This window comes from uncultured Pseudosulfitobacter sp. (assembly GCF_963976325.1).
Taxonomy (GTDB): domain Bacteria; phylum Pseudomonadota; class Alphaproteobacteria; order Rhodobacterales; family Rhodobacteraceae; genus Pseudosulfitobacter.
Window position 1 is genome coordinate 974,963 of record NZ_CAXBJW010000001.1, and the last position, 26,360, is coordinate 1,001,322.

Here is a 26,360-nt window from a genome sequence, read left to right on the forward strand (position 1 = left end):
TTATGGCCAAAAGAAGCCCCGCAGGGGCACTGGCGGCAAGGGAGAACGACAATGGTCAAAGACGCCTATGACGGCCCCATTCTGGAGATCGACAAGCTGTCGATCTCGTTTTTCACCCGGCTGCGGGAAATTCCTGCGGTCATGGACTTTTCGGTCAGCATTGAGCCGGGCGAGGCCGTGGGGCTTGTGGGCGAAAGCGGCTGTGGCAAATCCACCGTGGCGCTGGGGGTAATGCAGGACCTGGGCGTGAACGGGCGCGTCGTGGGCGGGTCGATCAGGTTCAAGGGCCGCGATCTGGGTGCGATGACGCAAAAGGAATTGCGCAGCATTCGCGGGTCGGAGATTGCGATGATCTATCAGGAACCGATGGCGTCGCTGAACCCTGCGATGAAGATCGGGCGGCAGCTGATGGAAGTGCCGATGATCCACGCCGGTATGAGCGAGAAAGAGGCCCGCGCGCGGGCGCTGGAGCTGGTGACGGATGTCAAGCTGCCCGACCCCAAACGCATATTGGACGCGTATCCGCACCAGCTTTCGGGCGGGCAGCAGCAGCGGATCGTGATCGCGATGGCGCTGATGTCCGAGCCGTCCCTGCTGATCCTGGACGAGCCCACCACAGCGCTGGACGTGACGGTCGAGGCGGCCGTGGTCGAGCTGGTCAAGGGTCTGGGCAAGAAATACGGCACCTCGATGCTGTTCATCAGTCACAATCTGGGGCTGGTGCTGGAAACCTGCGACAAGATCTGTGTGATGTATTCCGGCGAAGCGGTCGAGCGCGGCAGCATCGAGGATGTCTTTGACGAGATGCAGCACCCCTATACGCAGGCGCTGTTCCGGTCGATCCCCCTGCCCGGTGCCGACAAGAACGCGCGCCCGCTGATCGCCATTCCCGGCAACTTTCCCCTGCCCCACGAGCGGCCCGTTGGCTGCAACTTTGGCCCGCGCTGCGACTATTTCGAAGCGGGGCGTTGTGATCAGGGTGACATCCCGATGTTTCCGGTGCCCGGTGACGACGTGCACAACACCCGTTGTCTGCGCTTTCAGGAAATCGACTGGCAGGCACAGCCCGAGCTGGCCGAGGTCAAGCAGAAGGGCGAGATCGGCGAGGTGGTTCTGCGTATGGACAACCTGAAGAAATATTACGAGGTCGCCGCCAATGCGCTGTTCGGCGGAGTTGCGACAAAGGTGGTCAAGGCCAATGAAACCCTAAGCTTCGAGGCCCGCGAATCCGAAACGCTGGCGATTGTGGGCGAAAGCGGCTGTGGCAAGTCGACCTTTGCCAAGGTCCTGATGGGGCTGGAGACGGCGACCCAAGGGACGATCACCCTGGATAACCGCGAGATTCAAGACATCCCGATTGAAAAACGCGACACGCAGACCGTGGCCGACGTGCAGATGGTGTTCCAGAACCCCTTCGACACATTGAACCCGTCGATGACCGTGGGCCGCCAGATCATCCGCGCGCTTGAGATCTTCAGGGTCGGCAAGACCGAAGCCGACCGGCGGCAGCGGATGCTGGAGCTGCTGGATCTGGTCAAGCTGCCGCGCGAATTTGCGGGCCGGATGCCGCGGCAACTGTCAGGCGGGCAAAAGCAGCGGGTCGGCATTGCGCGCGCCTTTGCCGGCGACGCGCGGATCGTGGTGGCGGATGAACCTGTGTCGGCGCTGGATGTGTCGGTGCAGGCGGCAGTGACCGATCTGTTGATGGAAATACAGCGCGAACATAAAACCACGCTGCTGTTCATCAGCCATGATCTGAGCATCGTGCGATACCTCGCGGACCGCGTGATGGTGATGTACCTGGGCCATGTGGTGGAACTGGGCACCACGGAACAGGTTTTTTCGCCGCCCTACCACCCTTACACCGAGGCGCTGTTGTCGGCCGTGCCCATCGCCGACACGCGGGTGAAGAAAAAGCACATCGTGTTGGAAGGCGAAATTCCATCTGCCATGAACCCGCCACCCGGCTGCCCGTTCCAGACGCGCTGCGGGTGGAAGGGCCAGGTGCCCGGCAATCTGTGCGAGACCGAAGTGCCCCCCTTGCGGGACATGGCGGCGGGGCATCAGGTGAAATGCCACCTGAGTGCAGAGAAATTCGCCGAGATGGAGCCGGTGATCCAGATCGCGGCAGAATAGAAACGGGCATGGAAAAGGGCCGCAGCGTGAACTGCGGCCCTGAACTGTCATAAAGCGTGGGTTATTTCGATTTGTCGCCGCGGGCAATGTCAGGGATGTTGTCGACGACAGTGTTGGCCAGCGTGGTGATCATCGCCACGTAAAAGTCGGTACGGTCCGGCGCGACAAAGATCACCCCCTCTTGCGGGGTTGTGTCGGCTGTCGATGCCTTGATCCAGAGCGGCATGGCCTCGGCGTTGATCTCATTGTTGTCATCGGTGTAGTTGATGGTCGCGCGCAGTTCGTTGAACTCTGCGCTGTCGGGCAGCACGGAATCACCGTCCAGCAAGACGCCCTTGATCTCGACGTCGATCATCGGATCGCCCGCGTCGCCTGTCAGGTCCAGACGTTCGGCAATCAGACGTTGCACGTCTGTTGCTATCTGCGGGTAATACTGCATCGCGTTTGCGTCGACATATTCATTCAGGTTCGCATGAACGTTCACTTCAGAAATCGGCGTTTCAGCGAAAGCCCCCAGTGGCAGTAGGGCAAGCGCTGTTACAGCGGTCAGTTTTGCAAAAGTCGTCTTCATGGTCTTACTCCTTCAGCGGCCGTTATGGCCCAGGTTGTGCTGATCAACGGACAGACCTGCAAAGTGGTTCCGAAGCGGCGTGTAAAAGGGTGGGAAACGGTTGTCAGACCGGCGGAAACACGCCCATACGCCTGAAATCAAACAGCTTTTCAGAAGACAGCGCGGCAACAACGCCACCGCAAGACACACCAAATGCGTTTCTCAAAGTGGCGGGAACCTGCCTGCGCCACGTCTATACAGCGCCGCCAGACGCAGTATCTGGACGTCAGCGGACCACCTTTGATGGGGTTTGTCAGTAAAGCAGCGCCCTTGCGCGGGTCGCCTAGCTGCCCCAGATGATTTTCACGTAGTTCTGGGTTTCTTTGTAGGGCGGCACACCCTTGTGGCGCTTCACCGCCGCGGGGCCAGCGTTATAGGCCGCAAGCGCCAGCCGCCAACTGCCAAAGGTGCGGAATTGCTGGCTGAGATAGCGCGCGCCGCCGTCCAGATTTTCGTGCGGATCGCTGGGGTCCACCCGCAGACGCTGCGCGGTGCCAGGCATCAGTTGTGCCAGACCCAGCGCGCCCTTGTGCGATTTGGCCGTGGGGTTCCAGCCTGATTCCTGTTGGATCAACCGCAAAAACAGGTCTTCGGGCACCCCGTGACGGCGCGCGGCCTCGCGGGCGGCGGTCAGATAGACGCCCTTGTACTTGCCGCTGTAGGCCGGGTTGATGTCCCATTTCGTCGGCGTGTTCACCTTGGGCGGCTGCAATTTGACCGACGCGGTGTATTGCTGCGACGCACGGTTGTCCAAAACTTTGGTCTGCGATCCGAACAGCTTGCCCCGACTGCGCGTTGAAAACACGTCTGCCTGTGCCGCACCTGTCAGTGTCGCACCGATCACCAGCGCAGAAATACATACGCGCATATCGTTCAGCCCCCGAAGATACAAAGCCCGCACGGCTTTGGTTTCATACGTGGGCGCACTATACTTAATCTTGTGCCTTGGGCCACCCCTTAAGCGTTAGGCTTCTGTTTACCACGGGTCGGCCAGTCTGTAGGTTGTCACGACCGTTCGGGAATCGCCCGATCGGGTACGAATGAGTGAGAGGACATCATGGCTGGCTCAGTGAACAAAGTGATCCTTATCGGCAATCTGGGCCGCGACCCCGAAGTGCGCAGTTTCCAGAACGGCGGCAAGGTGTGCAACCTGCGCATCGCCACCTCGGAGACGTGGAAAGACCGCAATACCGGCGAGCGCAAAGAGCGGACCGAATGGCATTCGGTGGCCATCTTCCAGGAAGGTCTGGTGCGGATTGCCGAGCAGTACCTGAAAAAGGGTTCAAAAGTGTATATCGAAGGCCAGTTGCAAACGCGCAAATGGCAAGACCAGTCCGGTCAGGACCGTTATTCGACCGAGGTTGTTTTGCAAGGGTACGGCGGCACGCTGACCATGCTGGACGGACCCAGCGGTGGTGGCGGCGGCGGTGGCAATTACGGTGGTGGCGGTGGCGGCTATGACAGCGGCCCGTCCGATGACCGTTATGGCGGCCAGTCGTCTGGTGGCGGTGGCGGCAACAGCGCGCCGATGCCGTCGCGCGATCTGGACGATGAAATTCCGTTCTAAGGATTTGGTTCTGCGCGGCGCCTAGCCGTCGCGCAGAACATCCAACACGGCCTCGGGCGGCACATCGCCCGTGACAAAAGCATCACCAATGCCGCGCGCCAGCACAAAGCGAAGCTGGCCATTCACAACCTTCTTGTCCTGCCCCATCAGCGCCAGCAAGGCCTGCGGCCCCGGCAGTTCCCCGTCAATGTCCGCCAGATCGGTCTTCATGCCCATGTCGCGCAAATGCGCGCGCACGCGGCTGGGGTCTTCCTGACTGCACAGACCCAGTCGTGCCGACAGGGCAAAGGCCAGCGCACAGCCCACCGCCACGCCTTCGCCGTGAAACAAACGGTCGGAATAGCCTGTTGCCGCCTCAAGCGCATGGCAGAACGTGTGACCAAGGTTCAGCAACGCCCGCTCGCCTTGTTCGGTCTCGTCGCGCGCGACGATGTCCGCCTTCATCTGCACCGACCGGCGCACCGCCTCGATGCGCGCGGGCACGTCGCCTGCGGCCAGTGCTGGCCCCTGCCCTTCGAGCCAGTCAAAAAATGCGGCATCACCCAGCAGCCCGTATTTCACCACCTCGCCGTAGCCTGCCAGAAAATCGCGGGGCGTCAGCGTGCCCAGCACATCCACATCGGCCAGCACCAAAGTGGGCTGGTGAAAGGCCCCGATCAGGTTCTTGCCGTGGGCTGTGTTGATCCCCGTCTTGCCCCCGACCGAGCTGTCGACCTGTGCCAGCAGCGACGTGGGCATTTGCACAAAGCGCACCCCGCGCCGCAGGATCGCGGCGGCAAAGCCCACCAGATCACCGATCACCCCGCCGCCCAGGGCCACGACGATGTCGCCCCGCTCGACCTTTTGATCCAGCAGCCAGTCGACGCAGGCCATCAGGTGCGGCCAGCTTTTGGTGGCCTCGCCTGCGGGCAATGTCATGGCCGCGCTGTCGATGCCATGGGCGCGCAGCCCGTCCTGCAAAGCCGCCAGATGCAGCGCCGCGACGGTCTCGTCCGAGATCACAACCACCCGCGACCGTTTCAGAAACGGCGCGATGTGCGCGCCTGCTTCGGCCAGAAGGCCGGTGCCGATCAGCACGTCATAATCGCGCCCCGGCAGGTCCACATGTACGGTTTCACGCATCCAGTTTCTCCAACACATCGGGCCGTGTCAGCAACGCCGCCAAAACCCGTTCGGCCATATCGTCAATGCTGTACGACGGTTTTGACGCAACATGCAGATCGGCCAGATTGTAAATCGGCACCCGCGTTTCATACAGCCGCGTCAGCTTGCCCTTGGGGTCGGGGTCGCGCAGCAAGGGGCGCGAGTCCTTGTACCGCACCCGCTGCCACAACAACGGCAGGTCAGCGTTCAGCCAGACCGAGACACCGCGTTGCGAGATGTTGTTGCGATTCTCGTCGCTTAGAAACGCACCGCCGCCCGTGGACAGAATGCCGTGGGAATTGTCCAACAGCCGCGAGATCACCTGCGTTTCCTTGATGCGGAAGAACGGCTCGCCGTCGCGTTCGAATATCTCGGGCACGGTCATGTTGGCCGCGGCTTCGATTTCGTGGTCGCTGTCCAGAAACGGCACACCCAGTTTCGCCGCCAGCGCCTTGCCCACGGCGGTCTTGCCTGCGCCCATCATCCCGACCAGCACAACGGTTTTGTGCAGCGCAAACTGCGCAGCATCTGCTGAACTATCTGGCGTAGATTGCTGAATTTCGCTCATATTCCGGTGAATGACGTGATATTGGAGAAAAGGCCATATATAACTTGGTCAAAATCATAAGACCCGGGGCAGGCTGAGACATGGGAAAACTAATCAAGTATCTGATATATCTAATCGTTCTGGGGCTAATAGGCTTGGTGGTCTATGCCTATGTCGGTCCGTTTTTCGGCGCGGATTTCGACCCGCCGCAGACCGAAGTGCGTGTGCCCGTGACGCTCGATGGCAAATAAGGTCGGCGTCATTTCGCGCAGGTCGGGCCGCATTCTGGCGCTGATGCTGGGGGCCGCTGTCCCCGCAGGCACTGCGCTTGCGCAAGAGGCGCCGCTGTCGGTCATCGACTGGCTGGACCGCAACGCCCCCACACCCGCCGCGCAGAACAGGCCCACAAGGGATGAACCCGCCGTCGCCCCCAGCGGCAATGTGCCTGCGATCACGGTGGCGCCGCTGGATGGCCCTGCGGCGCGGCGCGTGGGACTGGCCCCTGCGTCGGTGACCGGCCTGCCTGACACCCTGTGGCAAGCATCCGACGGGGCCGAGCTGGCCGATGCCATTGCCAACACCAAGGCCGTGCGCCTGCCCGCCACGCAATCGCTGTTCTACACGCTGCTGCTGGCCGAGGCGCTGCCGCCTTCGGTGCACGATCAGACGTTCAATCTGGCACGGGTCGATGCCCTGATGCGGATGGGCGCGCTTGATCCTGCGCTGGCGCTGCTTGAACAGATCGGCCCCGATGTGTCGCCAGCCGTCTTTGCCCGCTATTTCGACGCCAGCCTGCTGGCCGGCACCGAGGACACCGCCTGTGCCAAGATCACCAGCAAACCGTCGCTGGCCCCGGATTATGCCACACGTGTGTTCTGTGCCGCCCGCGCCGGTGACTGGGACACCGCCGTGCTGCTGCTAGGCACCGCCCGCGCGCTGGATGCGATCACCGAAGCCCGCGCCGATATGCTTGAGCGGTTTCTGGACCCCGACCTGTTCGAGGGGGAACCCGACCTGCCCACCCCCGCCAAGGACGATCCGCTAAGCTTTCGCGTGTTCGAGGCCATCGGCACCCCCATTTCCACCGCCCTGTGGCCGCGCATCTATGCCAACGCCGATCTGCGCGAACTGGCGGGCTGGCGGTCGCAGTTGCTGGCGGTCGAGCGGCTGGCCCAAACCGGGGCCGTTGCGGACAACCGCCTTCTGGGCATCTACACCGACCGGCAACCCGCAGCATCCGGCGGACTGTGGGACCGGGTGCGCGCGGTGCAACGGTTCGAAACCGCGCTGAACAGCAACAGCGCCGAGGCAGTGGCCAAGACCCTGCCCACCGCCTGGTCCGAGATGCAGACCGCCGGGCTGGCCGTGCCCTTTGCCAACCTTTATGGCGACCGTCTGCCCGCGCTACAGGACCGCGCCGCCAGCACCGCAGCGTTCGAGACGATGCTGCTGTCGCCCGCGTACGAACAGGCCGCCACCCGCTATCCCACCGCTGCCGCGCGTGCGCCGCTGCTGGTGGCGCTGGCGCAGGGCGACACCACGGGTGCGCAGCCCAACGGGCCGATGGAAAAGGCGCTGGTCGATGCGTTTTCCGTGGCGACGCCAGATGCCACGCTGATCGGACTGGCCCGCACTGGCAAGCTGGGGCTGGCATTGCTGAGCGCGCTGGATCTGGTGAACGAAGGCGCCAAGGGCGATCCCGACAGCCTGCGTCAGGGGCTGGCCACCCTGCGGGCACTCGGACTGGAAGACAACGCGCGCCGCACCGCGCTGGAAATCATGCTAAGGCCCGCGCCATGAGCGCCGACACCGACCGCTGGATTTCCACATTTATCGAAGCACAGGCCGCTGAACTGGGGGCCGCGCAGAATACGCTGTTGGCCTACGGGCGCGATCTGAAAGATTTTGCCACCTGGGCCACCCGTCAGGGCCGCAGCTTTGACACCGTGAAACAGGCCGACATCGAAACCTATCTGGTGTTTTGCGACGATCAGGGGCTGGCCAAATCCACCCGCGCGCGGCGGCTGTCGTCGATCAAGCAGATGTACCGCTTTGCCTTCGAGGAAGGCTGGCGCGCTGAAAACCCCGCGATCCAGATCTCGGGACCGGGACAGGACAAACGCCTGCCCAAAACGCTGGACATCGCCGAGGTGGACCGCCTGCTGGAAGCGGCCCGCGCGTCGGGGCGCAATGACGCGGATGCGGCGCGCAACACCTGCCTGATGGAACTGCTGTACGCGACCGGAATGCGGGTCACCGAACTGGTGGGCCTGCCGGTCAGTGCGGCGCGGGGCGATCCGCGGATGTTGCTGATCCTCGGCAAGGGTGGCAAGGAACGCATCGTGCCGCTGTCGCCCCCGGCCCGCGCGGCGTTGGCCGACTGGCTGAAAACACGCGACGCCGCCGAGGATGTTGCCCGCACCAAGGGCAAGCCTGCCTCGCGGTTTTTGTTCCCGTCACGTGGGGCAGCGGGGCACCTGACCCGCCACCGGTTCTACCTGATGATCAAGGAATTTGCCGTGGCGGGCGGCGTGAACCCCGACAAGGTCACACCGCACACCCTGCGCCACGCCTTTGCCACGCACCTGTTGGCGGGCGGGGCCGATCTGCGGTCCATTCAGGCGCTGCTGGGCCACGCCGATGTCGCCACGACCGAGATTTACACCCATGTGCTGGACGCGCGCCTGACCGAACTGGTGTTGGACCATCACCCGCTGGCAGACGACGGGATGCGCAAAGCGCCGGGCAAGCCCCCCAAGGACGACCAATAACTGCCCCCTTGCCCCGGGTGTGCTGCAAACATCTGCCCGCCTTCCCTTGAATGCGCGGCCCATCGCCCCCATAACCCTATGAACCCTCAAGGATCATAAACGTACCAATGGACCCATCTTCTGCAACGCTGGACAGCGCTTTCTGGATCACCTGCGGGATCATCCTGTTTCTTTTGTTTCTCTCCGGCTTCTTCTCCGGTTCGGAAACGGCCCTGACCGCGGCGTCACGCGGGAAACTGCGCAGCCAGGCCGACAAGGGCTCGCGCGGGGCGCAGCGGGCGCTGAAGATCACCGAAGACAATGAACGTCTGATCGGCTCGGTCCTGCTGGGCAACAACCTTGTGAACATTCTGGCGGCCTCGATGGCCACGGCGCTGTTCACCCGTGTCTTTGGCGAAAGCGGCGTGGCGCTGGCGACGCTGGTGATGACGCTGCTGGTGCTGATCTTTGCCGAGGTGCTGCCGAAAACCTACGCGATCACCAACGCCGAAAGCGCGGCTGCCGCCGTGTCGCGGCCCATTGCGCTGATCATTCTGGTATTTTCGCCCATCGTGGCCGCCGTGCGCTATTTCGTGCGCGGTGTTTTGTTCGTGTTCGGCGTGCGCATTGACCCCGACAGCAACGTCCTGGCCGTGCGCGAGGAAATCGCAGGCGCGCTGCATCTGGGCCATTCCGAAGGTGTGGTCGAGAAAGAAGACCGCGACCGCATTCTGGGCGCGCTGGATCTGGGTGACCGGATGGTCGAAGAGATCATGTTGCACCGTTCGGGCATCGAGATGATCAATGCCCAGGACGACCCCGAGACCATCTTTGAGCAATGTCTGAAATCCAGCCACACCCGCCTGCCGCTGTACCGCGATGACGTGGAAAACATCATTGGCGTGGTCCATGCCAAGGACCTGCTGCGCGCGATGTACAAGATTGTTGGCGGGCCGGATGGCGACGCCAAGGCGCTGAAGTCCTTTAACATTCTGGACGTGGCCACCGACCCGTATTTTGTGCCGGAAACCACCACGCTGGACGACCAGATGCGGCAATTCCTGCGTCTGAACACGCATTTCGCGCTGGTGGTGGACGAATACGGCAGCCTTCAGGGGCTGATCACGCTTGAGGACATTCTGGAAGAGATCGTGGGCGAGATCACGGACGAATTTGACCCCGACGCCGACCATCCGGTGACACGCGGCGAGGACGGGCAGTTTGTCGTCGACGGATCAATGACCATCCGCGACCTGAACCGCGCCACCGAATGGACCCTGCCCGATGACGAGGCGAACACCGTCGCCGGCCTGGTGATCCACGAGGCACAGATGATCCCCGAGGTGGGTCAGGTGTTTTCGTTCCACGGCTTCCGGTTTGAAGTGACCGCGCGCGACGGCAACCGGATCGCGGCGCTGGCTATTCGGCCGCTTGTCCGACGCTAGAGGCCGCGCGCATCGGCATCTTCATCAGAAGATGATAGCCGTCTGACTGCGCCTCAAGCGTAAACTCTGCCCCGATTTGCAAGGCCGCGGCCTGCATCAGACGCTGGCCCAGACGGGTCACTTCGTTTTCCTCGGCCGGATTGGCGTTGCCGATGCCGTCATCGCGGCAATGCACCTGCAATGTGGCGCCATCGGCGGACAACTCGGCCGAAATCGTCACCGTGCCACGCCGCCCGTCGGGAAAGGCATGTTTGATCGCATTCGCGGTAAACTCGCTGACGATCATGCCGATATTGGCCGCCGTTGACGACACGACCTGTACCGCGCAGACGTTCATGTCCAGACGCACGTTCGACGGCGCCGACGCCTCGAGCAGCGACGCCACGCGGACCAGATAGGGGGCCAGTGCGACGCGGTCCGACTGGCTGGTCTGGTACAATTCCTGATGCAACATCGCCACCGCATCTATGCGCCGCTCGACCGCGGACAGGGCCTCGATCGCCACGGCGTTGTCCACGCGTGACTTGTACATACGCACGACCGACAGCACCGTTTGCAGCGAATTCTTGACGCGGTGGTCAATCTCGCCGCGCAGCACCTCGGCCTGATGCAGGGCAAGCCGCAATTCGATCTGGCGCATCAGTTGCCCGCCCAGCACCCGCAACGTGGTGCGTTGCAGGTCGGTCAGAACACGCGGTTCGGTGTCCAGCACGCACAATGTGCCAATCGGCAGCCCGCCGTCCGACAAAAGCGGCACGCCCGCATAAAACCGGATGTGTTCATCGCCCACGACCAACGGATTGTCCGCTGTGCGCACGTCGCGCGTGGTGTCGGCAATCTCGACCAGATCATGTTGCAGGATCACATGGCTGCAAATCGACCGATCCAGATCGGTTTCGGGCGCATCCAGCCCCACGCGCGCCTTGAACCACTGGCGGGTTTCATCCACCAGCGAAATCAGGGAAATCGGAACCTCACAAATTTTAGAAGCCAAATCAACGACTTCATCAAACTGGCTTTCCGCCTCGGTGTCCAGAATCCCAAGCTCGCGCAGATGTGCCAGCCGTTCGCTTTGTTTGGGGTGAAGCTGTGCGCGCATTCGTGGCCCTCAAAATGCTATAAGAGCCGGTTCTTATACGTTTGCCCCCCGCATTCAAGAGTTTAGCCGCCGATTAAGCACGCAATCGCGCACCTTCCGGGTCAAAGGGTGGCTTGGCCAGGATCGTGGCACGGTGCGGCTGGCCCAGCACCATCACGTCGACCACGTCACCGGCCACGGCCCCAGTGACGTATCCCAGTGCCAGCGACATCCCCACCGAATAGCCATAAGCGCCAGAGGTCACGCGCCCGATGCCCTGCCCGTCCTTGAAAATCGGCTCGCCGCCTGTCGCATCCGCGTTTGACGCGTCGGTATCGGCGGCATCCAGCGCCAGCAGCACAAGGTGTTCGCGCGCAGGCTGTGCCAGTGTTGTGGCCAGCGCGTCGCGGTTCAAGAACACCTTGTCCATCTTGCACAGCCGGTCCAACGCCACCTCTTGCGGCCAGTATTCGGGGCTGTATTCGCGCCCCCAAGAACCATAGCCCTTTTCGATCCGCAAGCTCATCAACGCGCGGCTGCCCACGGGGCCAGCGCCAAAGGTTTTGCCTGCCTCGATCAACGCGGCGTACAGCTGCGTCTGGTCCTGCGTGCGGCAATGCAGTTCCCACCCCAGATCGCCGGTGAACGACACCCGCAGCGCCAGCACCTGAACGCCCGCCAGTTCGATCCACTGCGACCGCATGAACGGAAAATCGTCCGTGTCCAGTGACGCATTGGTCAGCCGCTGCAACAGTGCGCGGCTGTCAGGACCGGCCACGTTGAACCCGCACATCGCCTCGGTCATGCTGTCAAACGTCGTGCCCTCGGGCAGTGGCACCGCGCGGAAAAACCGCTGGTGATAGCGTTCCGCCATGCCCGAGCCGATCACCCAGAATTCATCGTCGGCGGTGCGCGTCACTGTGAAATCACCCGCGATCCCGCCCCGCTTGCCGATCAGCGGCGTCAGGCACGACCGCCCGACCGCCACCGGCATCCGGTTGGCAAAGACCGCGTTCAGCCAATCTTCGGCCCCCGGTCCCTTGCAGCGGTATTTGGCAAAGTTCGAGATGTCGATAATGCCCGCACGGTCGCGCAGCATCCGGCATTCGGTCCCCACAGGCCCCCACCAGTTCTGCCGCGTGAACCCGTCAGTGTCCTGCGCGCCCGGTGCATCCGCAAACCACAGCGGATGCTCCCAGCCTGCGTTCAGCCCGAACACCGCGCCCAACTGACCTTGCACATCATAGACGGGCCGCGTGCGCGCAGGCCGTCCGGCGCTGCGTTCTTCGTTGGGAAAGTGGATCTTGAAGCGGTTGGCATATTGGTCGCGCACCCGCGCCTTGGTAAACGCCTTGTCCGCCCAGTCGCCAAACCGCGCCATGTCCCAGGCGAACATATCGTATTGCGTCTCGCCTTCGATGATCCACTGCGCCGCCAACAGGCCCATGCCGCCCGACTGTGAAAAGCCGGGGATGATGCCGTTGCAGCAGAAATAGCCGCGCAGCTCGGGCACCGGTCCGAACAGAACGTTGGCATCGGGCGACCAGATCATCGGCCCGTTGATCACCCGCTTGATCCCTGCGGTTCCCACCACCGGCACCCGGTCGATGGCCCGCATCATGTTGTCCTCGATCCGTTCCAGATCGTCGGCAAACAGTTCGTGACCAAAGCCCGGCGGTGTCCCGTCCTCGGCCCAGAACCGCATGTCCTTTTCATAGGCGCCAACCAGCAACCCCTTGCCCTCTTGCCGCAGGTAATATTCGCCGTCCCGGTCCGCGACCGAGGGCAAACGGCGATCCAATGCGGCAATCTCGGGGATGGTCTCGGTCACGAAATACTGATGTTCGGTTGGTTGCAGCGGCAGCGTCAACCCCGCCATTGCCGCCACCTCGCGCCCCCACAAGCCGGCGGCGTTGATGACCCAAGGCGTTGCGATATCGCCCTTTTGCGTGCGCACGATCCATGTGCCGTCGGGCTGCTGTTCGGTTCCCGTGACAGGACAGAACCGCACAATCTCGGCCCCCATCGCGCGCGCGCCCGCGGCATAGGCATTGGTCACGCCGGACGGGTCCACATTGCCGCCCTCGGGTTCCCACATGATGCAGCGGATGCCGTCGAAATCCACCAGCGGGTGCAGCCGCTCGGCCTCGGTCCGGTCCACTTCGACAAAGTTCATGCCGTAAAGCTTGGCCTTGGCCGCTTGCAACCGAAGCTGATGTTCGCGCGCCTGCGTCTGCGCCAGGTACAGCGATCCGGGCTGAAAGACGCCGCAGCCCTGTCCGGTCTCCTGCTCCAGGTCCCTGTACAGGCCCATCGTGTAATGCTGAATGCGGCTGATGTTGGTGCTGTCATGCAGCCCGTGAATATTGGCCGCCGCGTGCCAGGTGCTGCCCGATGTCAGCTCGTCCCGTTCCAGCAGCACCACATCGCGCCAGCTCAGCTTGGCCAGATGGTACAGGATCGAACATCCGATAACGCCGCCGCCGATCACGACAGCTTGGGCATGGGTGCGCATGGGGCCTGGCCTTTGTTCAGTGTATCTGCCCCAACCTGCCGCCTTGTGCTGCGCAAGATTGATCATTTCCGACGCCCCATGTCGGCCAAACACCAAGCGCAAAAATAAACCGGCTTCATCTTGCCAGCCAAACTCCGGGGGTCCGGGGCAGCGCCCCGCTGGCACATCCATCGCCCAAGGGTTCCTGCCGGCCCAAGCGCTTTCGGACGGGTTGAAAGTACACATCGAAATACTGGGCCAGATGCGCCCCGCCACCGTGACGTTGACGCCCCCCTTTGATGCCGATGGCGCACGAATGCGCGGCTGACTATGGTGGGCGCATGGATCATCACAACATCATCCCCGCCATCGTTCTTGCCGCAGGGCAATCGTCGCGTATGCGTGGCGCAGACAAGCTGTTGCAGGATGTGGACGGCGAGCCGCTGATCCGGCGGCAATGCCGGATCGCACGGCAGGTCTGTGGGCAGGTGTTGGTGGCGCTGCCGCCCGCGCCGCACGATCGCTATACCGCGATCAGCGGGCTGGATGTGACGCCGGTGCCTGTGGCCGATGCCGCCGAAGGCATGGGCGCGTCATTGCGCACAAGCTTTGCCGCCTTGCCGGAACAGGCTGATGCGGCGTTGCTGCTGCTGGGGGATCTGCCGGATTTGACCGCGGATGACTTGAAGACCGTCTTGCAGTCTGTTGATCTTAAATCAGAAACCTTGATCTGGCGCGGCACCACAGCGGACGGGCGTGCAGGCCACCCCATCGTCTTTGCAAAGTCTTTGTTTGCACAGTTTGCAAACCTGACAGGCGACAACGGCGGCCAGTCGATTGTGCAAAGCGTGGGTGACCGCGTCGCGCGGATTGCCCTGACAGGCAACCGCGCGCGCAATGATCTGGACACACCCGAAGATTGGGCCAACTGGCGCGCCGCGCGGGATTAACCCAGCAGCGACCGCGCCTCGAAGGACCGCAGCGACCGGCGGGCCGATGTGTAATCTTCCAGCCCCTGCAACGTCTCAAGTTCGGGGAACAGCGACAGGATTTCCTGGCGTTGCTCTGATCCGATCCCGCGCAGTGACATATCGCCGGGTTGGAAGCTTTCGGTCCACGTGCCGTCGCCCAGGATAACCTCGTGGTGGTCGAACATCAGGTGGATATAGCTGACGCTGTCCGCCTGAACGATGTCCACGCCTTCCATCATGGTCAGATGCTTGGCTGCGACCAGAACTTCGCGGTCATCGAACATGACAGCGGCCAGATCCGATGTGATCAGCATCCGGTGGTTCGGGCTGACCAGCATGTCGCGATCCGGCAGACCACGGCCCAAAGCGCCCTGACGGATCAACACAGGGTTGAACTCGGGGCGCGCGGCCAGCTCGGCGCGGGTCAGATCGCGACGACCGGCCCACCGCAGTTTTTGCAGGCCGTTGTCACGGGTAAACACACGCATACCGGGTTTCAATGACTCGACAGCCACTTCGCCCTTGTCGGTGGCGATCATGGTGCCGGGGGTAAAGCACATGATGATCTGTTCGATCTCGGAATAGTTGGTGCGACCCGAAATGTTGCCATGTTCGTCGAAAAACTCGATGTGGCCCGATTCAGTGCCCGGCCCGTCGGAATAGACCTTGGCGCGCACGCCGGTCAGGTCGATCACGTCGATGTCCGAGCCGTCCGCATCTTCGCCACCGACAATGGTGCCGCCATTGATACCGTCAAAGGTAAACCGGTCACTGCCAAAGCCGCCGTTGGCCGTGTCATGGTCCTTGCCCATCACGAACAGGTCCTGCCCGTCACCGCCGGTCATCGTGTCATCACCAGTGCCACCGATCAGCGTGTCGTTGCCTGCGCCACCGATCAGCGTATCCTGACCCTGACCGCCATTCAGCAGATCGTTGCCTTCGCCACCGTCGACGGAATCGTCACCGTCGTCGCCCGACAGCACGTCATCGCCGCCTTGGCCAAAGATCACGTCCTGGCCTGCACCACCGTCGATGGTGTCGTTGCCCGCCACGATTGGCGTCACGACCGCGTCGTCGATCAGGTCACCCGAGAAGGTAAAGCCAGACTGCGTGCTGCGCGATTCCAGCGTAAATTCGATGAATGTGCGGTTTTCGAATTCGGCGCTGAACCACGCCTCTTGATCCTCGGGGTCGTTGTTTCCGCTGCCGATCGCCGTGACCGTCGTCGATGTGGTCTGAACGTTCAAAACCGAATTCGACGCCACACCAAAGGCCGAGAAACTGGAGGCTTGCAGCGTCACCGCCTCTTGGTCGCCGGTGCCGTTGCGGTCAAGATCGTTGAACGTCGCAACCGAGTTCAGTGCAACAGGCTGACCTGTCGCGGGGTCGAAAAACTCGAACCGGAATGTGGCGGTGTCGCCCTTGCCCGAGCTGAAATATTGATTGTTCAGCAGAATTTCAGAACCACGGCCACCGGTCAGATCGACCGACAGTTTGCTGTCGGATTTCGACACCAGAACCAAGCGGCCCGAGATTGGTGTGCCATCCGCCAGCGTTGCCACGTTGCTGTAAATGGCCGAGTCGCCCGCGCCCGCATTGTTTCCGTAATAGGTCTGCGACACAACGTTGTCACTGCGCAGTGACAGGGCAGACGCGTCCTGTCCGGGCGCTGTTCCTTCGCCCGCATCGCCGAACAGCGTGTCGTTGCCTTCGCCGCCCGAGATGTAATCGTTGCCGCCCTCGCCCGAGATACGATCCTGGCCGTTCAGGCCGGTTATCACATCGTCGCCAGCTCCACCCTGAAGAGTGTCGTTGTTATTCGTCCCATTGATCACGGTCATGGCAGCGGTTTCCCAAACTGAGTTTGCAGACGTCACGCCCCCACGCTCGTCTTAAAGATGTATTAGCAAACAATTTTAGGAAGTATATGGGGATAGGGCACAAACTGGCCTTTGAGCCCATATTTTCGCCTTAGTTGACGTCACGAAATGCGGCAGTTTTTCCGTTTAGGAAACAGTGTTGAATTTCCATGAACATTGAACGCAAAAAACGACACAGCCCCCTGCGTCGTTTTCCGCGTCCGGTGTGACCTACGGCCACACCGGCGACTCACTCACTGCATATGTTGGTTGGGCGCGAGGCGCGCTTATTTGGTCAAAAGGACCGCCTCGTGCTGTTTCAGGGACCGGCGTGCCGAGGTGTATGCGTCGACGCCTTCGCGCGTTTTCAGCTCTGGGAAGAGCTCGAAAAGTTCGTTGCGCTGTGCGTTGCCGATACCGGCCAGTGTCATATCGCCGGGCTGGAAGCTTTCGGTCCAGGCCCCGTCTGACAGGATCACTTCGTGCTGGTCGAACATCACGTGGATGTAGGTCGTTTCGCTGACGTCAACAATATCGACCCCTTCAAGACCGGTCAGGTGCTTGGCCGCGACCAGAACCTCACGCTCTTCAAAGTAAAGCGCAGTCTTGTCGTTGGCCACCAGAACGCGGTGGTTGGGCGATACCATCATGTCACGCTCGGGCAGACCGCCCCCCAGCGCACCCTTCTGGATCAGGACAGGCTTGAGGTGTGCGGCACGCTCGAACTCGGTGCCTGTCATCGACTTCTGACCGACCCAGCGGATTTCCTGGATGCCGTTGTCGCGGGTGATGACCCGGTCGCCGACTTGCAGGTCCTCGACCCGACGCTCGCCTTTGGGCGTGGCGATCAGGGTGCCGGGGGTGAAGCAGGGGATGATTGATTCAATCTCGTAGAAATCAAGCGTGCCCTTGCTGGTGCCATCGTCGTTCAGGAACCGAATGGTGCCCGAGGTTGAATCGCCGTCCGCATCGGTGGTGCGGCTGACATATTCGTATTTGCCCGCACCTGTCAGATTCAGCGTGTCGAAATCATCGCCGCCTGTGCCGCCGTCCACGGTGTCACCCGCATTGGCGTTCAGGAAGGTGTCGCGCCCGTCGCCACCCGACATAGAGTCGTCGCCGCCGTTGCCGCCGTCGATGGTGTCGTTGCCCGCGCCGCCGGTCATCACGTCGTCGCCGGTTGCGCCGATGATCATGTCATCGCCGTCGCCGCCGTCCAGCGTGTCGTCACCCGTGCCGCCGTCGATCCAGTCGTCGCCGTCGCCGCCGTACAACTTGTCGGCGCCGTTTTCGCCAAGGATCGTGTCGTTGCCCGTGCCGCCATAGACGGTGTCGGCGTTGCGGCCTGCGTTGATGTAATCGTCGCCTTCGCCGCCGTCGATCTCGTCGTTGCCCTGACCGCCCATAAGCGTGTCATTGCCAACACCACCAAAGATGGTGTCATCGTCGATCTCGCCGTCGATGTAATCGTCGCCTTCGTCACCGTACAGCAGGTCATCGTCGTCCGCGCCATAGATCACGTCGTTGCCTTCGCCGCCATAGACGGTGTCACGGCCGTTGTCCTGACGTTTGTCGGCACCGAACGGATTCGATCCGTCGTCTTCGATGTTGGTCGAATCCGGGACCTTCAGCGGGTCGTTGCCGGCGTAGATCGTATCGTTGCCGATGCCGCCGTAGATGATGTCGCTGCCTTCGCCGCCAACAATGCGGTCGTCGCCATCGTCGCCGGACACTTCATCGTCGTCGATGCCTGCGTCGATCACATCGTTGCCGGTGCCACCAAAGACGGTGTCGCGGTCGTCGCCGGTGCTGATGGTGTCGTCGCCGGCACCACCGTCCACAAAGTCACGCTCGTTTTCGGCAGCAGGTGTGCCTTCTTCGCCGGTGAACAGGCCCGGATAGCCCTTGTCGATTTTCAGATCGTTGTCGGGATCGCTCGAGGTGATCACGTCGTTGCCGTCACCGCCATAGATGGTGTCGGACCCGTCGCCGCCCTTGATGACATCGTCACCATCGCCGCCGTTGATCAGATCGTCACCGGCACCGCCGTTGATGGTGTCGTTGCCATTGTCACCGTTCAGCGTGTCATCGCCCATGCCGCCGTTCAGGCTGTCATCGCCTTCGCCGCCATTGACCAGATCGTCGCCGTTGCCGGCAAAGACAGTGTCGTTGCCATCGCCTGCTTCGATGATGTCATCATCGGCTTTGGTCGGATCGTCCGAGAACTCGTTGTCGCCCGCATCGACCATGTCGCCACCGACATCGCCAGTGTAGCCTGCGTTGATCAGATCATTGCCGTCTGTGCCGCTGACGATACCGTCGTTGACCGTCACCTGGATGTTGGCCGTATCCATCGCCCCGGAGGGGTCCTCGACAGTGTAGCTGATGTTCACGATGCCTTCGTAATTGGCGGCAGGTGTGAACAGGACCTTGTTGTCCTGAATGACAGCAACACCCAAGGCCGCAGGCACGGCCACGTTGGTGATGGTCAGCTTGTCGCCATCGGGATCGGTGTCGTTGGCCAGTGCGTCGATCAGAACCGAATCCTGATTGAAGGTCGCAGCCACGTCATCCACCGCATCGGGCGCGTCGTTGACGTTGTTCACAGTCACAACCGCCTCGCCGGTGTCTTCACCGCCGTTGCCGTCCTGAACCACGTAAGTGATGGTCGCGTCACCGACAAAGTCGGTGGCCGGCGTGAACACAACCTTGTTGTCAACGATGTCCACGGTGCCTTGGTCCGCCGGAACAGTCGCCGACTTGATGGTCAGCGTGTCGCCGTCCACGTCCGTGTCGTTGGCCAACACGTCGATGGTAACTTGCGTGTTCTCGTCTGTTGTTGCGGTGTCATCCACGGCAACCGGATCGTCGTTGACCGGTGTCACGGTCACAACCGCCTCGCCGGTGTCTTCGCCACCGTTGCCGTCCTGAACCACGTAAGTGATGGTCGCGTCGCCGTTGAAATCGTCGGCGGGTGTGAACACCAGTTTGTTGTCAACGATGTCTACGGTGCCTTGGTCTGCCGGAACGGTCGCCGACTTGATCGTCAGCGTGTCGCCGTCCGCGTCGGTGTCGTTGGCCAGCACGTCCACGGTTACAGCTGTGTCTTCGTCTGTGGTCGCGGTGTCATCCACGGCAACCGGGCCGTCGTTGACGGCACCCACGGTCACAACCGCTTCGCCGGTGTCCTCGCCGCCGTTGCCGTCCTGAACCACGTAAGTGATGGTCGCGTCGCCGTTGAAGTTATCGGCGGGTGTGAACACGACTTTGTTGTCCACAATCTCGACGGTGCCTTGATCGGCCGGCACTGTCGCCGATTTGATCGTCAGCGTGTCGCCGTCCACATCGGTGTCGTTCGCCAGCACGTCCACGGTCACAGCCGTGTCTTCGTCTGTTGTCGCAGTGTCATCCACGGCAACCGGATCGTCGTTGACGGGGTTAACGGTCACGACCGCTTCGCCGGTGTCTTCACCGCCGTTGCCGTCCTGAACCACATAAGTGATGGTCGCGTCGCCGTTGAAGTCGTCGGCGGGTGTGAACACCAGTTTGTTGTCAACGATGTCTACGGTGCCTTGGTCGGCAGGAACAGTCGCCGACTTGATCGTCAGCGTGTCGCCATCAGGATCGGTGTCGTTGGCCAGAACGTCCACGGTGACAGCTGTATCCTCATCCGTTGTCGCGGTGTCGTCCACGGCATCGGGTGCGTCATTGACAGCGCCCACGGTCACAACCGCTTCGCCGGTGTCTTCACCGCCGTTGCCGTCCTGAACCACGTAGGTGATGGTCGCGTCGCCGTTGAAGTTATCGGCGGGTGTGAACACCACTTTGTTGTCCACGATCTCGACGGTGCCTTGATCGGCCGGCACTGTCGCCGATTTGATCGTCAGCGTGTCGCCGTCCACATCGGTGTCGTTCGCCAGAACGTCTACGGTGACAGAGGTGTCTTCGTCTGTTGTCGCGGTGTCATCCAAGGCAACCGGATCATCGTTGACCGGTGTCACGGTCACAACCGCCTCGCCGGTGTCTTCCCCACCGTTGCCGTCCTGAACCACATAAGTGATTGTTGCTTCGCCGTTGAAGTTGTCGGCGGGTGTGAAAACCACTTTGTTGTCCACAATCTCGACGGTGCCTTGGTCGGCCGGCACTGTCGCCGACTTGATGGTCAGCGTGTCACCATCGGGATCGGAGTCGTTCGCCAGCACGTCGATGGTGACCGCCGTGTCCTCATCCGTGGTCGCGGTGTCGTCCATCGCGTCGGGGCCACGGTTCACTTCGTCGCCGATGATGTTTTCAATCTCGGTGAAGGCCAGCGTGTCGCCAGTGGGTTTGCCGTCGCCGTCCACAAAAACGATCGTGCCGTCGAAACCGTTGCCGTTGCTGTCCACAACCTTGTCGGTGATGTAGAACGAACCTTGGCCTGTCAGGTCCAATGTGTCGTTGTCGGTGTTCAGCGCCGGATCAGCATCAAAGCCACCTGCACCCCCATCGACCACATCGCCTGCGCCACCAAAGATCACGTCGGCATCGTCGCCACCGGACAGTGTGTCGTCACCTTCGCCGCCGGTCAGCGTGTCGTTGCCGCCTTCGCCAAAGATCATGTCGTCGCCGTCGCCGCCGTTCAGCACGTCGTTGCCGTCTTCACCGGCAGGCACGCCGACCTTGGCGTCGAAATACACGTCCGTGACGTTGATACCCGAGTTGTTCGAGCCATCCTGATCGTGTTCGATCACGATGCGGCTGACGGGGCCGGGAATGTCGACCAGGATCGAATAGTTGCCCGAGGTGTCTTCCTCGTAGCCGCCGTTGCTGTCCGCCGTGTCGACGCCAAACTTGCCGTCGCTGTCGATCAGCGTCAGCTTGCCACCGCCGGTCATGTCGACGTTGATCTCTTTGCCGTCGGCGTCATAGGCTGTGATGCGCACCACGCCGTCGCCGTCGATGTCGTTGACGCGGAAGGACACGTTTTCAACCGCATCGCTGAACGACAGCTCATAGTCGGCCTGGTTGCCCTTGCCTTTGGTTTCGCTGTCCAGCGAGCTGAAAGCGTCAACGCCTTTGCCGTCATCCTCGATCGAGTGGACTTTTTGCTGATCGGTTGAAAATTCGGTATCCGCCGCGCCGGTTTCTTGCAGCACTTTGAACGTCACATCGACGTTGCCGGTGTTCTGCGTAAAGCCGTCCATGTCCTGACCGTTGGCCACGCCTGCCTGATCCCACTCAAAGCTTTCGCGCACGGTCTCGGTCGATGTCGGGGGTGTTTCGCCGGCATTGTCGCCATAGATCACGTCGTCGCCCGACCCGCCGTCGATGCTGTCATCGCCCGAGCCGCCAACCAACAGGTCGTCGTCCGCGCCGCCGTTGATGGTGTCGTCACCGCCCTGGCCATAGATCGTGTCGTTGCCTGCGTCACCGTTCAAGAAGTCAGCGCCGACACCCTGCGCCGCGGTCGCTTCGCCGTCGGTGCCTTCGATGGTCTCGAAGGTTTCAACGATGCCGATGTCGGAAATGTAGATATTCGACTGGCCGTGGCCATCGCCTGCGTGGATCACTTCGATCCGGCTGACGGGGCCGGTGACTGTCACGGTCACAGCCGCGTCAGCATCGGTGCGCGCATCGCCATGGTCGCTGTTCGATGTGATGGTGTTGTTCGATCCCAGCGACAGACCGGAACCAACCTGAAAATCAACCGGAACGGCCGTGCCATCGGGCCCATAGGCCAGCACGCGGACAAAGCCGACGTCGGCGTCAATGTCGGTGATGTTGAAACGCACCTGATCAACCGCTTTGTCGAAGCCGATCTTGTAGGTGCCGCTTTCTCCGTTGTCCGCTTCGGATTCAAGGCTCGAGCGTGTGTTGATGCTGTCCTTGAGACCGCCCACGTAAATAGCTTCGTTGTCGAATTCGGTCTCAAGACCGTTCGAGTGCCACGAGGGGCGCGGCGGTGTCTCGACCGTTACCTTCACGCCACCAACCTGTTGGCTCAGCGTCATGTTTTCCAGGTCTTCGCCATCGTCGACCTTGCCGTGCCACGCCCCATCGGGGTCGGGCAGCTCGCTCCAGCGGAACATGTTTTCGTCGCCGGTCGTCTTGCCGATGGTGCCGCCGGTATAGCCGCTGTCACCATAGATCAGATCGTCGCCCGTGCCGCCATATACAGTGTCGTCGCCCGCGCCCGCATAAACTTCGTCGTCGTCAGCGCCCGCATGAACCACGTCATCGCCGCCGCGTGCATCCACGATGTCCTGATCACCGACGTCCGAACCAATGATTGCATCGTTGTTGTCAATTTTGTCGCCTTCCGGATCGCCGGTGTAGGCCGCGTTGATCACATTGGCATTATTGTCGCCATCCACCACGCCATCGCGCGTCGTTTTCTCGGGCGTTGCAGGGTCCACGGGGGTCTTCGGATCATAATAGAATGTCATCTTTGCATTTCCTTTAAAGGCGTGGTGCACGCCACTGCCGCACCACCGCGGACTAACCAAACTCGAACCCTTTAAAGAACGATTCCTGCGGCGGCCGGGCGACCCGCGCGGAAACACACAAGTGATGGGAAGATGACCTGACACACAGGTTCAGTCGCCAAGGAAAGACCTTGACCACATTGCGTATACGGTGTTGCGGCAGCAACCCGGCGCACGCACATCCTCCACATCAAAATTGATGTGACTCAGCGCGGTCGCCCCCGTGACCTACAGACATCGCCCCCCAGTTGGGCAGGTTCAGTCATACAATTGCCAATGGGTCGAACAAAGCAAAAAATGTCTATAAATTCGCAACATTGCGGCAAAGCTGCCGAACTTGGGCCCTAATTCAGCCTGAAGTTGCGCGGTGTTTTCCCATCACTGTTTCCGCCTTATCGCGCTAAACCCTGTGTTTTCATGCTCCATTTCCCGTGTGATCCGTTAATCACCGGCAGTTTCGTTTCCAATTCGGAAACAAATACACCCCAAACGGTTGCGCCCAATTATTGCCCCAATTGAACGCTGGCCGCCGCCGGTTGCGTTCCTGAACAGGAACCAATTGTGTCTGAAATGAGTGTTTGGTTCAAATCGGCCAATAAAGCCGGAAATCCACCCGATTCGTTGCAGCTTTGGACCCGGCTGGCGAAAGGTCCAACATCCCGCGAAACGGCAGGTCACCGACTGTTGAAAGAAACGGATGGCATTCACGTCCGCAATGACGACGATGGTGGGGCCTGAAGCGGCACCTTAGCTCTGAACGGGTCTGCGCCGTCCGACAAACCGATGTCACCAACCGACCTCAGAAGCCCCGCGACCTTAGTCGCCCAGATCAACCGGCCCATGTTCCGCGTAGGCGTCCCCCGGACCGGGGTTCGTGGCGTGCGTGTGCCCGCCCAGATGGGTCATCACACCCCAGACCGCGTTCAGCGCGGTTTGTACGGCACCTTCGACCCATGCGGGCGTCCAGCTTATGCCGTCACCTGCCAGAAACAGCCCCCGTTGCTCGGGCGGCATCTGCGATTGTTCGAAATGCCCGTACATCCGGTAGTTATAACGGTAATGCCCCGGCAACGCGCCCTTGAACGCGCCCAGGAAATTCTCGTCGCTTTCCCAACTGACCGTGATCGGGTTGCCGATGATATGCTGGGTGATGTCCACCTTGGGATAGATCTTACGCAGCGCGTCCAGCGCCAGATCGACCCGCTTTTCAACCGGCAGCGGTTCCATCTTCAGCGCATCCGACATCCACGAATAGGTCAGGCACATCACCGCAGGCGCGTTTGGCCCGTCTTCAAACAGATAGGTGCCACGGGTCATGCGGTCGGTCAGGGTCACGCTCATCACCTCGCGGCCCGTGTCCGGGTCGCGGTCGCGCCAGAACGGGCGGTCAACCATCACAAAGGTCTTTGACGACTGCATATAGCGGGTGCGGTCCAGCGCCATCCACATATCCTGCGCCAGCAGACGTTCCTCGAAATCCATCGACGTGGTCATCAGCCAGCTTTGACAGGTGCTGATCAGCGCATCGAACGTCTCGACACGGCCCCAGCGGTCGGTCACTTCGAACGGCCCATCGTCGCCCTGCTTGCGCACTTTCACCACACCGGGGCGGGTCGATCCGCCGTGCAGTTTTTCCAGCGTCATCCCTTCGGGCCAGTGGACCATCTTGTCGGGGCTGCGGGTCCACAGGCCGCGCGGCACCTGTTCGACGCCGCCGACCATATAGTGTTGATCGTCATCGAGCCCCAGCAAGTTCACCCGCAGGATCTCAAGCATCGAATTGGGGAAATCACTGTCCCACCCGCCGGTGCCGAAACCGACCTGGCCAAAGACCTCGCGGTGCCGGAACGACAGTTTTTTGAACGCGTCGGACGAGGCGATAAAGTCGTAAAAACTGCGGTCGTCCCATGCCCGCGCAATGGGGTTCCACAGTTCCTTGACCAACGCGGCATCGCGCGCCTTGATCGCCGCTTGCAAGGCGCCGAACTGGGCGTGATCCTCCAGCGCCTGCTGATAGGCGGCCCCGACCTCGCGAAACAGCGGCGGCAGGTCGTCGATGGTTTCGGCATACAGCGTCTCGCCCGCAAGGTCGATCACGGTTGATCCTGCGGCCTTGGTCAGCGGATTCGGAAAGGGCCGCGTCTCGATCCCCAGCATATCGACATAGTGATAAAAGGCGGTGGACGAGAGCGGGAAGCGCATACCGCCCAGTTCGGCGATCGCATTGGTGGTGCCCTCAAAGCTTTGGCTGCGCAGCCGTCCGCCGAATTGGCCGGATTCAAAGACGACGGGGCGCAGGCCCAGCTTCATCAGCTCATAGGCGCAGATCACCCCCGAGATGCCGGCACCGATGATCCCCACCGTGCGCCCGTGGCTTTCGGCGGGCACCGCGCCCAAGCCTGCGGGATTGGTGATCCAGTCGTCAAAGGCAAAGGTAAAGTCGGGGCCAAAGGCGGTGACATAGGGTTGGGGTCTGGGGTCAGATGTCATCGCGGTTCGTTCCAATTTCGGTGTAAATCTCGGGGCGACGGTCGTGCAGATAGCGTACGGCCTGGCGGGTGCGCGCAATCTCGGCGCGGTCAAGATCGGCCACGATCAGCCCCGGCCCGCGCCCTGCCCGCGCAATATCGCGGCCATCGGGCGCACACACGCAGGACAGGCCGCAATAGTCGAAATCACCTTCGCTGCCGCAATAGTTGACATAGACCACAAACAGCCCGTTTTCCTCGGCCCGTGCGGGGACCAGCCGCGTGGCGACACTGTCATAGGGGATCATGTTCGCGGTGGGCACCAGCACCAGATCGGCCCCGTCCAACGCATAGGCGCGGGTCAGTTCGGGAAACTCGATGTCGTAACAGATTGCCAGTGCGATCCGCCAGCCGTTCCACGACACCACCGGCGCGCGGGTTTGCCCCGCCTGAAACTGCGCGCGGTCCACGTCGCCGTAAAGATGGGTCTTGCGGTAGTGTGCGATGCGCGCCCCCGCCGCGTCGATCAGTTGCACTGCGTTGAAGGGCGCACCGCCTTGCGGGTCAGCCTGCGGATAGCCATAAAGGATCGCCAGCCCGTGACGGCGGGCAATGTCCGCCACCTGCGCCGACGCCGGGCCATCGGCGGTCTGCGCCAGCTCCAGAACCCGCGCAGCGCCGATGTTATAGCCGGACAGATACATCTCTGGCGTGACCAACAGATCGCAACCGGCGGCTTTGGCCTGCGCGGCAGTGTCGTTCAACCGCGCGAGGCTGTGCACCATATCCGGTGCCGGGGGCGCGACCTGCATACAGGCTATTTTCAAA

General features: G+C 61.7%; 17 protein-coding genes. 7 read left to right on the top strand and 10 right to left on the bottom strand.

Annotation, left to right across the window (positions count from 1 at the left end; genetic code table 11):
• Positions 1–51 precede the first annotated feature (51 nt).
• Positions 52–2,136 (top strand): ABC transporter ATP-binding protein, encoded by a 2,085-nt coding sequence (locus AAC077_RS04825; protein WP_339767046.1) that lies wholly within the window; start codon positions 52–54, stop codon positions 2,134–2,136.
• A gap of 61 nt (positions 2,137–2,197) precedes the next feature.
• On the opposite strand, the gene AAC077_RS04830 is transcribed toward AAC077_RS04825, so the two are convergent.
• Positions 2,198–2,707, bottom strand: coding sequence for a hypothetical protein (locus tag AAC077_RS04830; protein ID WP_339767049.1), 510 nt, complete (start codon positions 2,705–2,707; stop codon positions 2,198–2,200).
• 322 nt (positions 2,708–3,029) lie between these two features.
• Positions 3,030–3,614, bottom strand: coding sequence for a lytic transglycosylase domain-containing protein (locus tag AAC077_RS04835; protein ID WP_339767051.1), 585 nt, complete (start codon positions 3,612–3,614; stop codon positions 3,030–3,032).
• A gap of 189 nt (positions 3,615–3,803) precedes the next feature.
• Here AAC077_RS04835 and ssb point away from each other — a divergent pair, with 189 nt between their 5' ends.
• Entirely contained in the window at positions 3,804–4,313 is a 510-nt protein-coding gene (gene ssb, locus AAC077_RS04840; protein WP_339767053.1) for a single-stranded DNA-binding protein, read from the top strand.
• 21 nt (positions 4,314–4,334) lie between these two features.
• On the opposite strand, the gene aroB is transcribed toward ssb, so the two are convergent.
• Positions 4,335–5,435 carry a 3-dehydroquinate synthase gene (gene aroB, locus AAC077_RS04845; protein ID WP_339767055.1) on the bottom strand — a complete coding sequence of 367 codons (1,101 nt, stop codon included), beginning with the start codon at positions 5,433–5,435 and terminating at the stop codon, positions 4,335–4,337.
• Positions 5,428–6,024 carry a shikimate kinase gene (locus AAC077_RS04850; protein WP_339767057.1) on the bottom strand — a complete coding sequence of 199 codons (597 nt, stop codon included), beginning with the start codon at positions 6,022–6,024 and terminating at the stop codon, positions 5,428–5,430. The genes aroB and AAC077_RS04850 overlap by 8 nt, the downstream gene beginning before the upstream one ends.
• Positions 6,025–6,104: 80 nt before the next feature.
• On the opposite strand from AAC077_RS04850, the gene AAC077_RS04855 reads away from it, so the two are divergent.
• The 4 genes from AAC077_RS04855 (at position 6,105) to AAC077_RS04870 (ending at position 10,198) form a co-directional block, all read left to right on the top strand.
• Positions 6,105–6,254, top strand: a complete 150-nt coding sequence (locus tag AAC077_RS04855; protein ID WP_339767059.1) for a hypothetical protein — start codon at positions 6,105–6,107, stop codon at positions 6,252–6,254.
• Positions 6,244–7,803 (top strand): hypothetical protein, encoded by a 1,560-nt coding sequence (locus AAC077_RS04860; protein ID WP_339767061.1) that lies wholly within the window; start codon positions 6,244–6,246, stop codon positions 7,801–7,803. The genes AAC077_RS04855 and AAC077_RS04860 overlap by 11 nt, the downstream gene beginning before the upstream one ends.
• Complete coding sequence (locus tag AAC077_RS04865; RefSeq protein WP_339767063.1) at positions 7,800–8,774, top strand: site-specific tyrosine recombinase XerD; 975 nt, start codon at positions 7,800–7,802, stop codon at positions 8,772–8,774. Before AAC077_RS04860 ends, AAC077_RS04865 begins: the two co-directional genes overlap by 4 nt.
• Positions 8,775–8,881: 107 nt before the next feature.
• A complete protein-coding gene (locus AAC077_RS04870) occupies positions 8,882–10,198 on the top strand; it encodes an HlyC/CorC family transporter (protein ID WP_339767065.1) in 1,317 nt (438 codons plus the stop codon).
• Here AAC077_RS04870 and AAC077_RS04875 read toward each other — a convergent pair.
• A complete protein-coding gene (locus AAC077_RS04875) occupies positions 10,173–11,297 on the bottom strand; it encodes a histidine kinase dimerization/phosphoacceptor domain -containing protein (RefSeq protein WP_339767067.1) in 1,125 nt (374 codons plus the stop codon). The two genes, AAC077_RS04870 and AAC077_RS04875, sit on opposite strands and share 26 nt — an antisense overlap.
• Positions 11,298–11,370: 73 nt before the next feature.
• Positions 11,371–13,791, bottom strand: a complete 2,421-nt coding sequence (locus tag AAC077_RS04880; RefSeq protein ID WP_339767069.1) for an FAD-dependent oxidoreductase — start codon at positions 13,789–13,791, stop codon at positions 11,371–11,373.
• A 320-nt stretch (positions 13,792–14,111) separates the two neighbouring features.
• Here AAC077_RS04880 and AAC077_RS04885 point away from each other — a divergent pair, with 320 nt between their 5' ends.
• A complete protein-coding gene (locus AAC077_RS04885) occupies positions 14,112–14,720 on the top strand; it encodes a nucleotidyltransferase family protein (protein ID WP_339767071.1) in 609 nt (202 codons plus the stop codon).
• On the opposite strand, the gene AAC077_RS04890 is transcribed toward AAC077_RS04885, so the two are convergent.
• From AAC077_RS04890 to AAC077_RS04905, 4 genes are all read right to left on the bottom strand, one after another.
• Positions 14,717–16,582, bottom strand: coding sequence for a Hint domain-containing protein (locus AAC077_RS04890; RefSeq protein WP_339767072.1), 1,866 nt, complete (start codon positions 16,580–16,582; stop codon positions 14,717–14,719). The genes AAC077_RS04885 and AAC077_RS04890 overlap by 4 nt on opposite strands.
• 305 nt (positions 16,583–16,887) lie before the next feature.
• Positions 16,888–23,025, bottom strand: coding sequence for a cadherin-like domain-containing protein (locus tag AAC077_RS04895; protein ID WP_339767073.1), 6,138 nt, complete (start codon positions 23,023–23,025; stop codon positions 16,888–16,890).
• 855 nt (positions 23,026–23,880) lie between these two features.
• Positions 23,881–25,554, bottom strand: a complete 1,674-nt coding sequence (locus tag AAC077_RS04900) for an NAD(P)/FAD-dependent oxidoreductase (protein WP_339767075.1) — start codon at positions 25,552–25,554, stop codon at positions 23,881–23,883.
• Positions 25,544–26,344, bottom strand: a complete 801-nt coding sequence (locus tag AAC077_RS04905; RefSeq protein WP_339767077.1) for a carbon-nitrogen hydrolase family protein — start codon at positions 26,342–26,344, stop codon at positions 25,544–25,546. The genes AAC077_RS04900 and AAC077_RS04905 overlap by 11 nt, the downstream gene beginning before the upstream one ends.
• Between the last annotated feature and the right edge of the window lie 16 nt (positions 26,345–26,360).

Bases quoted from the DNA above. Each gene is read 5' to 3' on its own strand.
- AAC077_RS04895 (WP_339767073.1), bottom strand. From the start codon at position 23,025: ATGACATTCTATTATGATCCGAAGACCCCCGTGGACCCTGCAACGCCC.
- AAC077_RS04850 (WP_339767057.1), bottom strand. From the start codon at position 6,024: ATGAGCGAAATTCAGCAATCTACGCCAGATAGTTCAGCAGATGCTGCG.
- aroB (WP_339767055.1), bottom strand. From the start codon at position 5,435: ATGCGTGAAACCGTACATGTGGACCTGCCGGGGCGCGATTATGACGTG.
- AAC077_RS04835 (WP_339767051.1), bottom strand. From the start codon at position 3,614: ATGCGCGTATGTATTTCTGCGCTGGTGATCGGTGCGACACTGACAGGT.
- AAC077_RS04855 (WP_339767059.1), top strand. From the start codon at position 6,105: ATGGGAAAACTAATCAAGTATCTGATATATCTAATCGTTCTGGGGCTA.
- AAC077_RS04875 (WP_339767067.1), bottom strand. From the start codon at position 11,297: ATGCGCGCACAGCTTCACCCCAAACAAAGCGAACGGCTGGCACATCTG.
- AAC077_RS04830 (WP_339767049.1), bottom strand. From the start codon at position 2,707: ATGAAGACGACTTTTGCAAAACTGACCGCTGTAACAGCGCTTGCCCTA.
- AAC077_RS04880 (WP_339767069.1), bottom strand. From the start codon at position 13,791: ATGCGCACCCATGCCCAAGCTGTCGTGATCGGCGGCGGCGTTATCGGA.
- ssb (WP_339767053.1), top strand. From the start codon at position 3,804: ATGGCTGGCTCAGTGAACAAAGTGATCCTTATCGGCAATCTGGGCCGC.
- AAC077_RS04825 (WP_339767046.1), top strand. From the start codon at position 52: ATGGTCAAAGACGCCTATGACGGCCCCATTCTGGAGATCGACAAGCTG.
- AAC077_RS04860 (WP_339767061.1), top strand. From the start codon at position 6,244: ATGGCAAATAAGGTCGGCGTCATTTCGCGCAGGTCGGGCCGCATTCTG.
- AAC077_RS04890 (WP_339767072.1), bottom strand. From the start codon at position 16,582: ATGACCGTGATCAATGGGACGAATAACAACGACACTCTTCAGGGTGGA.
- AAC077_RS04885 (WP_339767071.1), top strand. From the start codon at position 14,112: ATGGATCATCACAACATCATCCCCGCCATCGTTCTTGCCGCAGGGCAA.
- AAC077_RS04905 (WP_339767077.1), bottom strand. From the start codon at position 26,344: ATGCAGGTCGCGCCCCCGGCACCGGATATGGTGCACAGCCTCGCGCGG.
- AAC077_RS04900 (WP_339767075.1), bottom strand. From the start codon at position 25,554: ATGACATCTGACCCCAGACCCCAACCCTATGTCACCGCCTTTGGCCCC.
- AAC077_RS04865 (WP_339767063.1), top strand. From the start codon at position 7,800: ATGAGCGCCGACACCGACCGCTGGATTTCCACATTTATCGAAGCACAG.
- AAC077_RS04870 (WP_339767065.1), top strand. From the start codon at position 8,882: ATGGACCCATCTTCTGCAACGCTGGACAGCGCTTTCTGGATCACCTGC.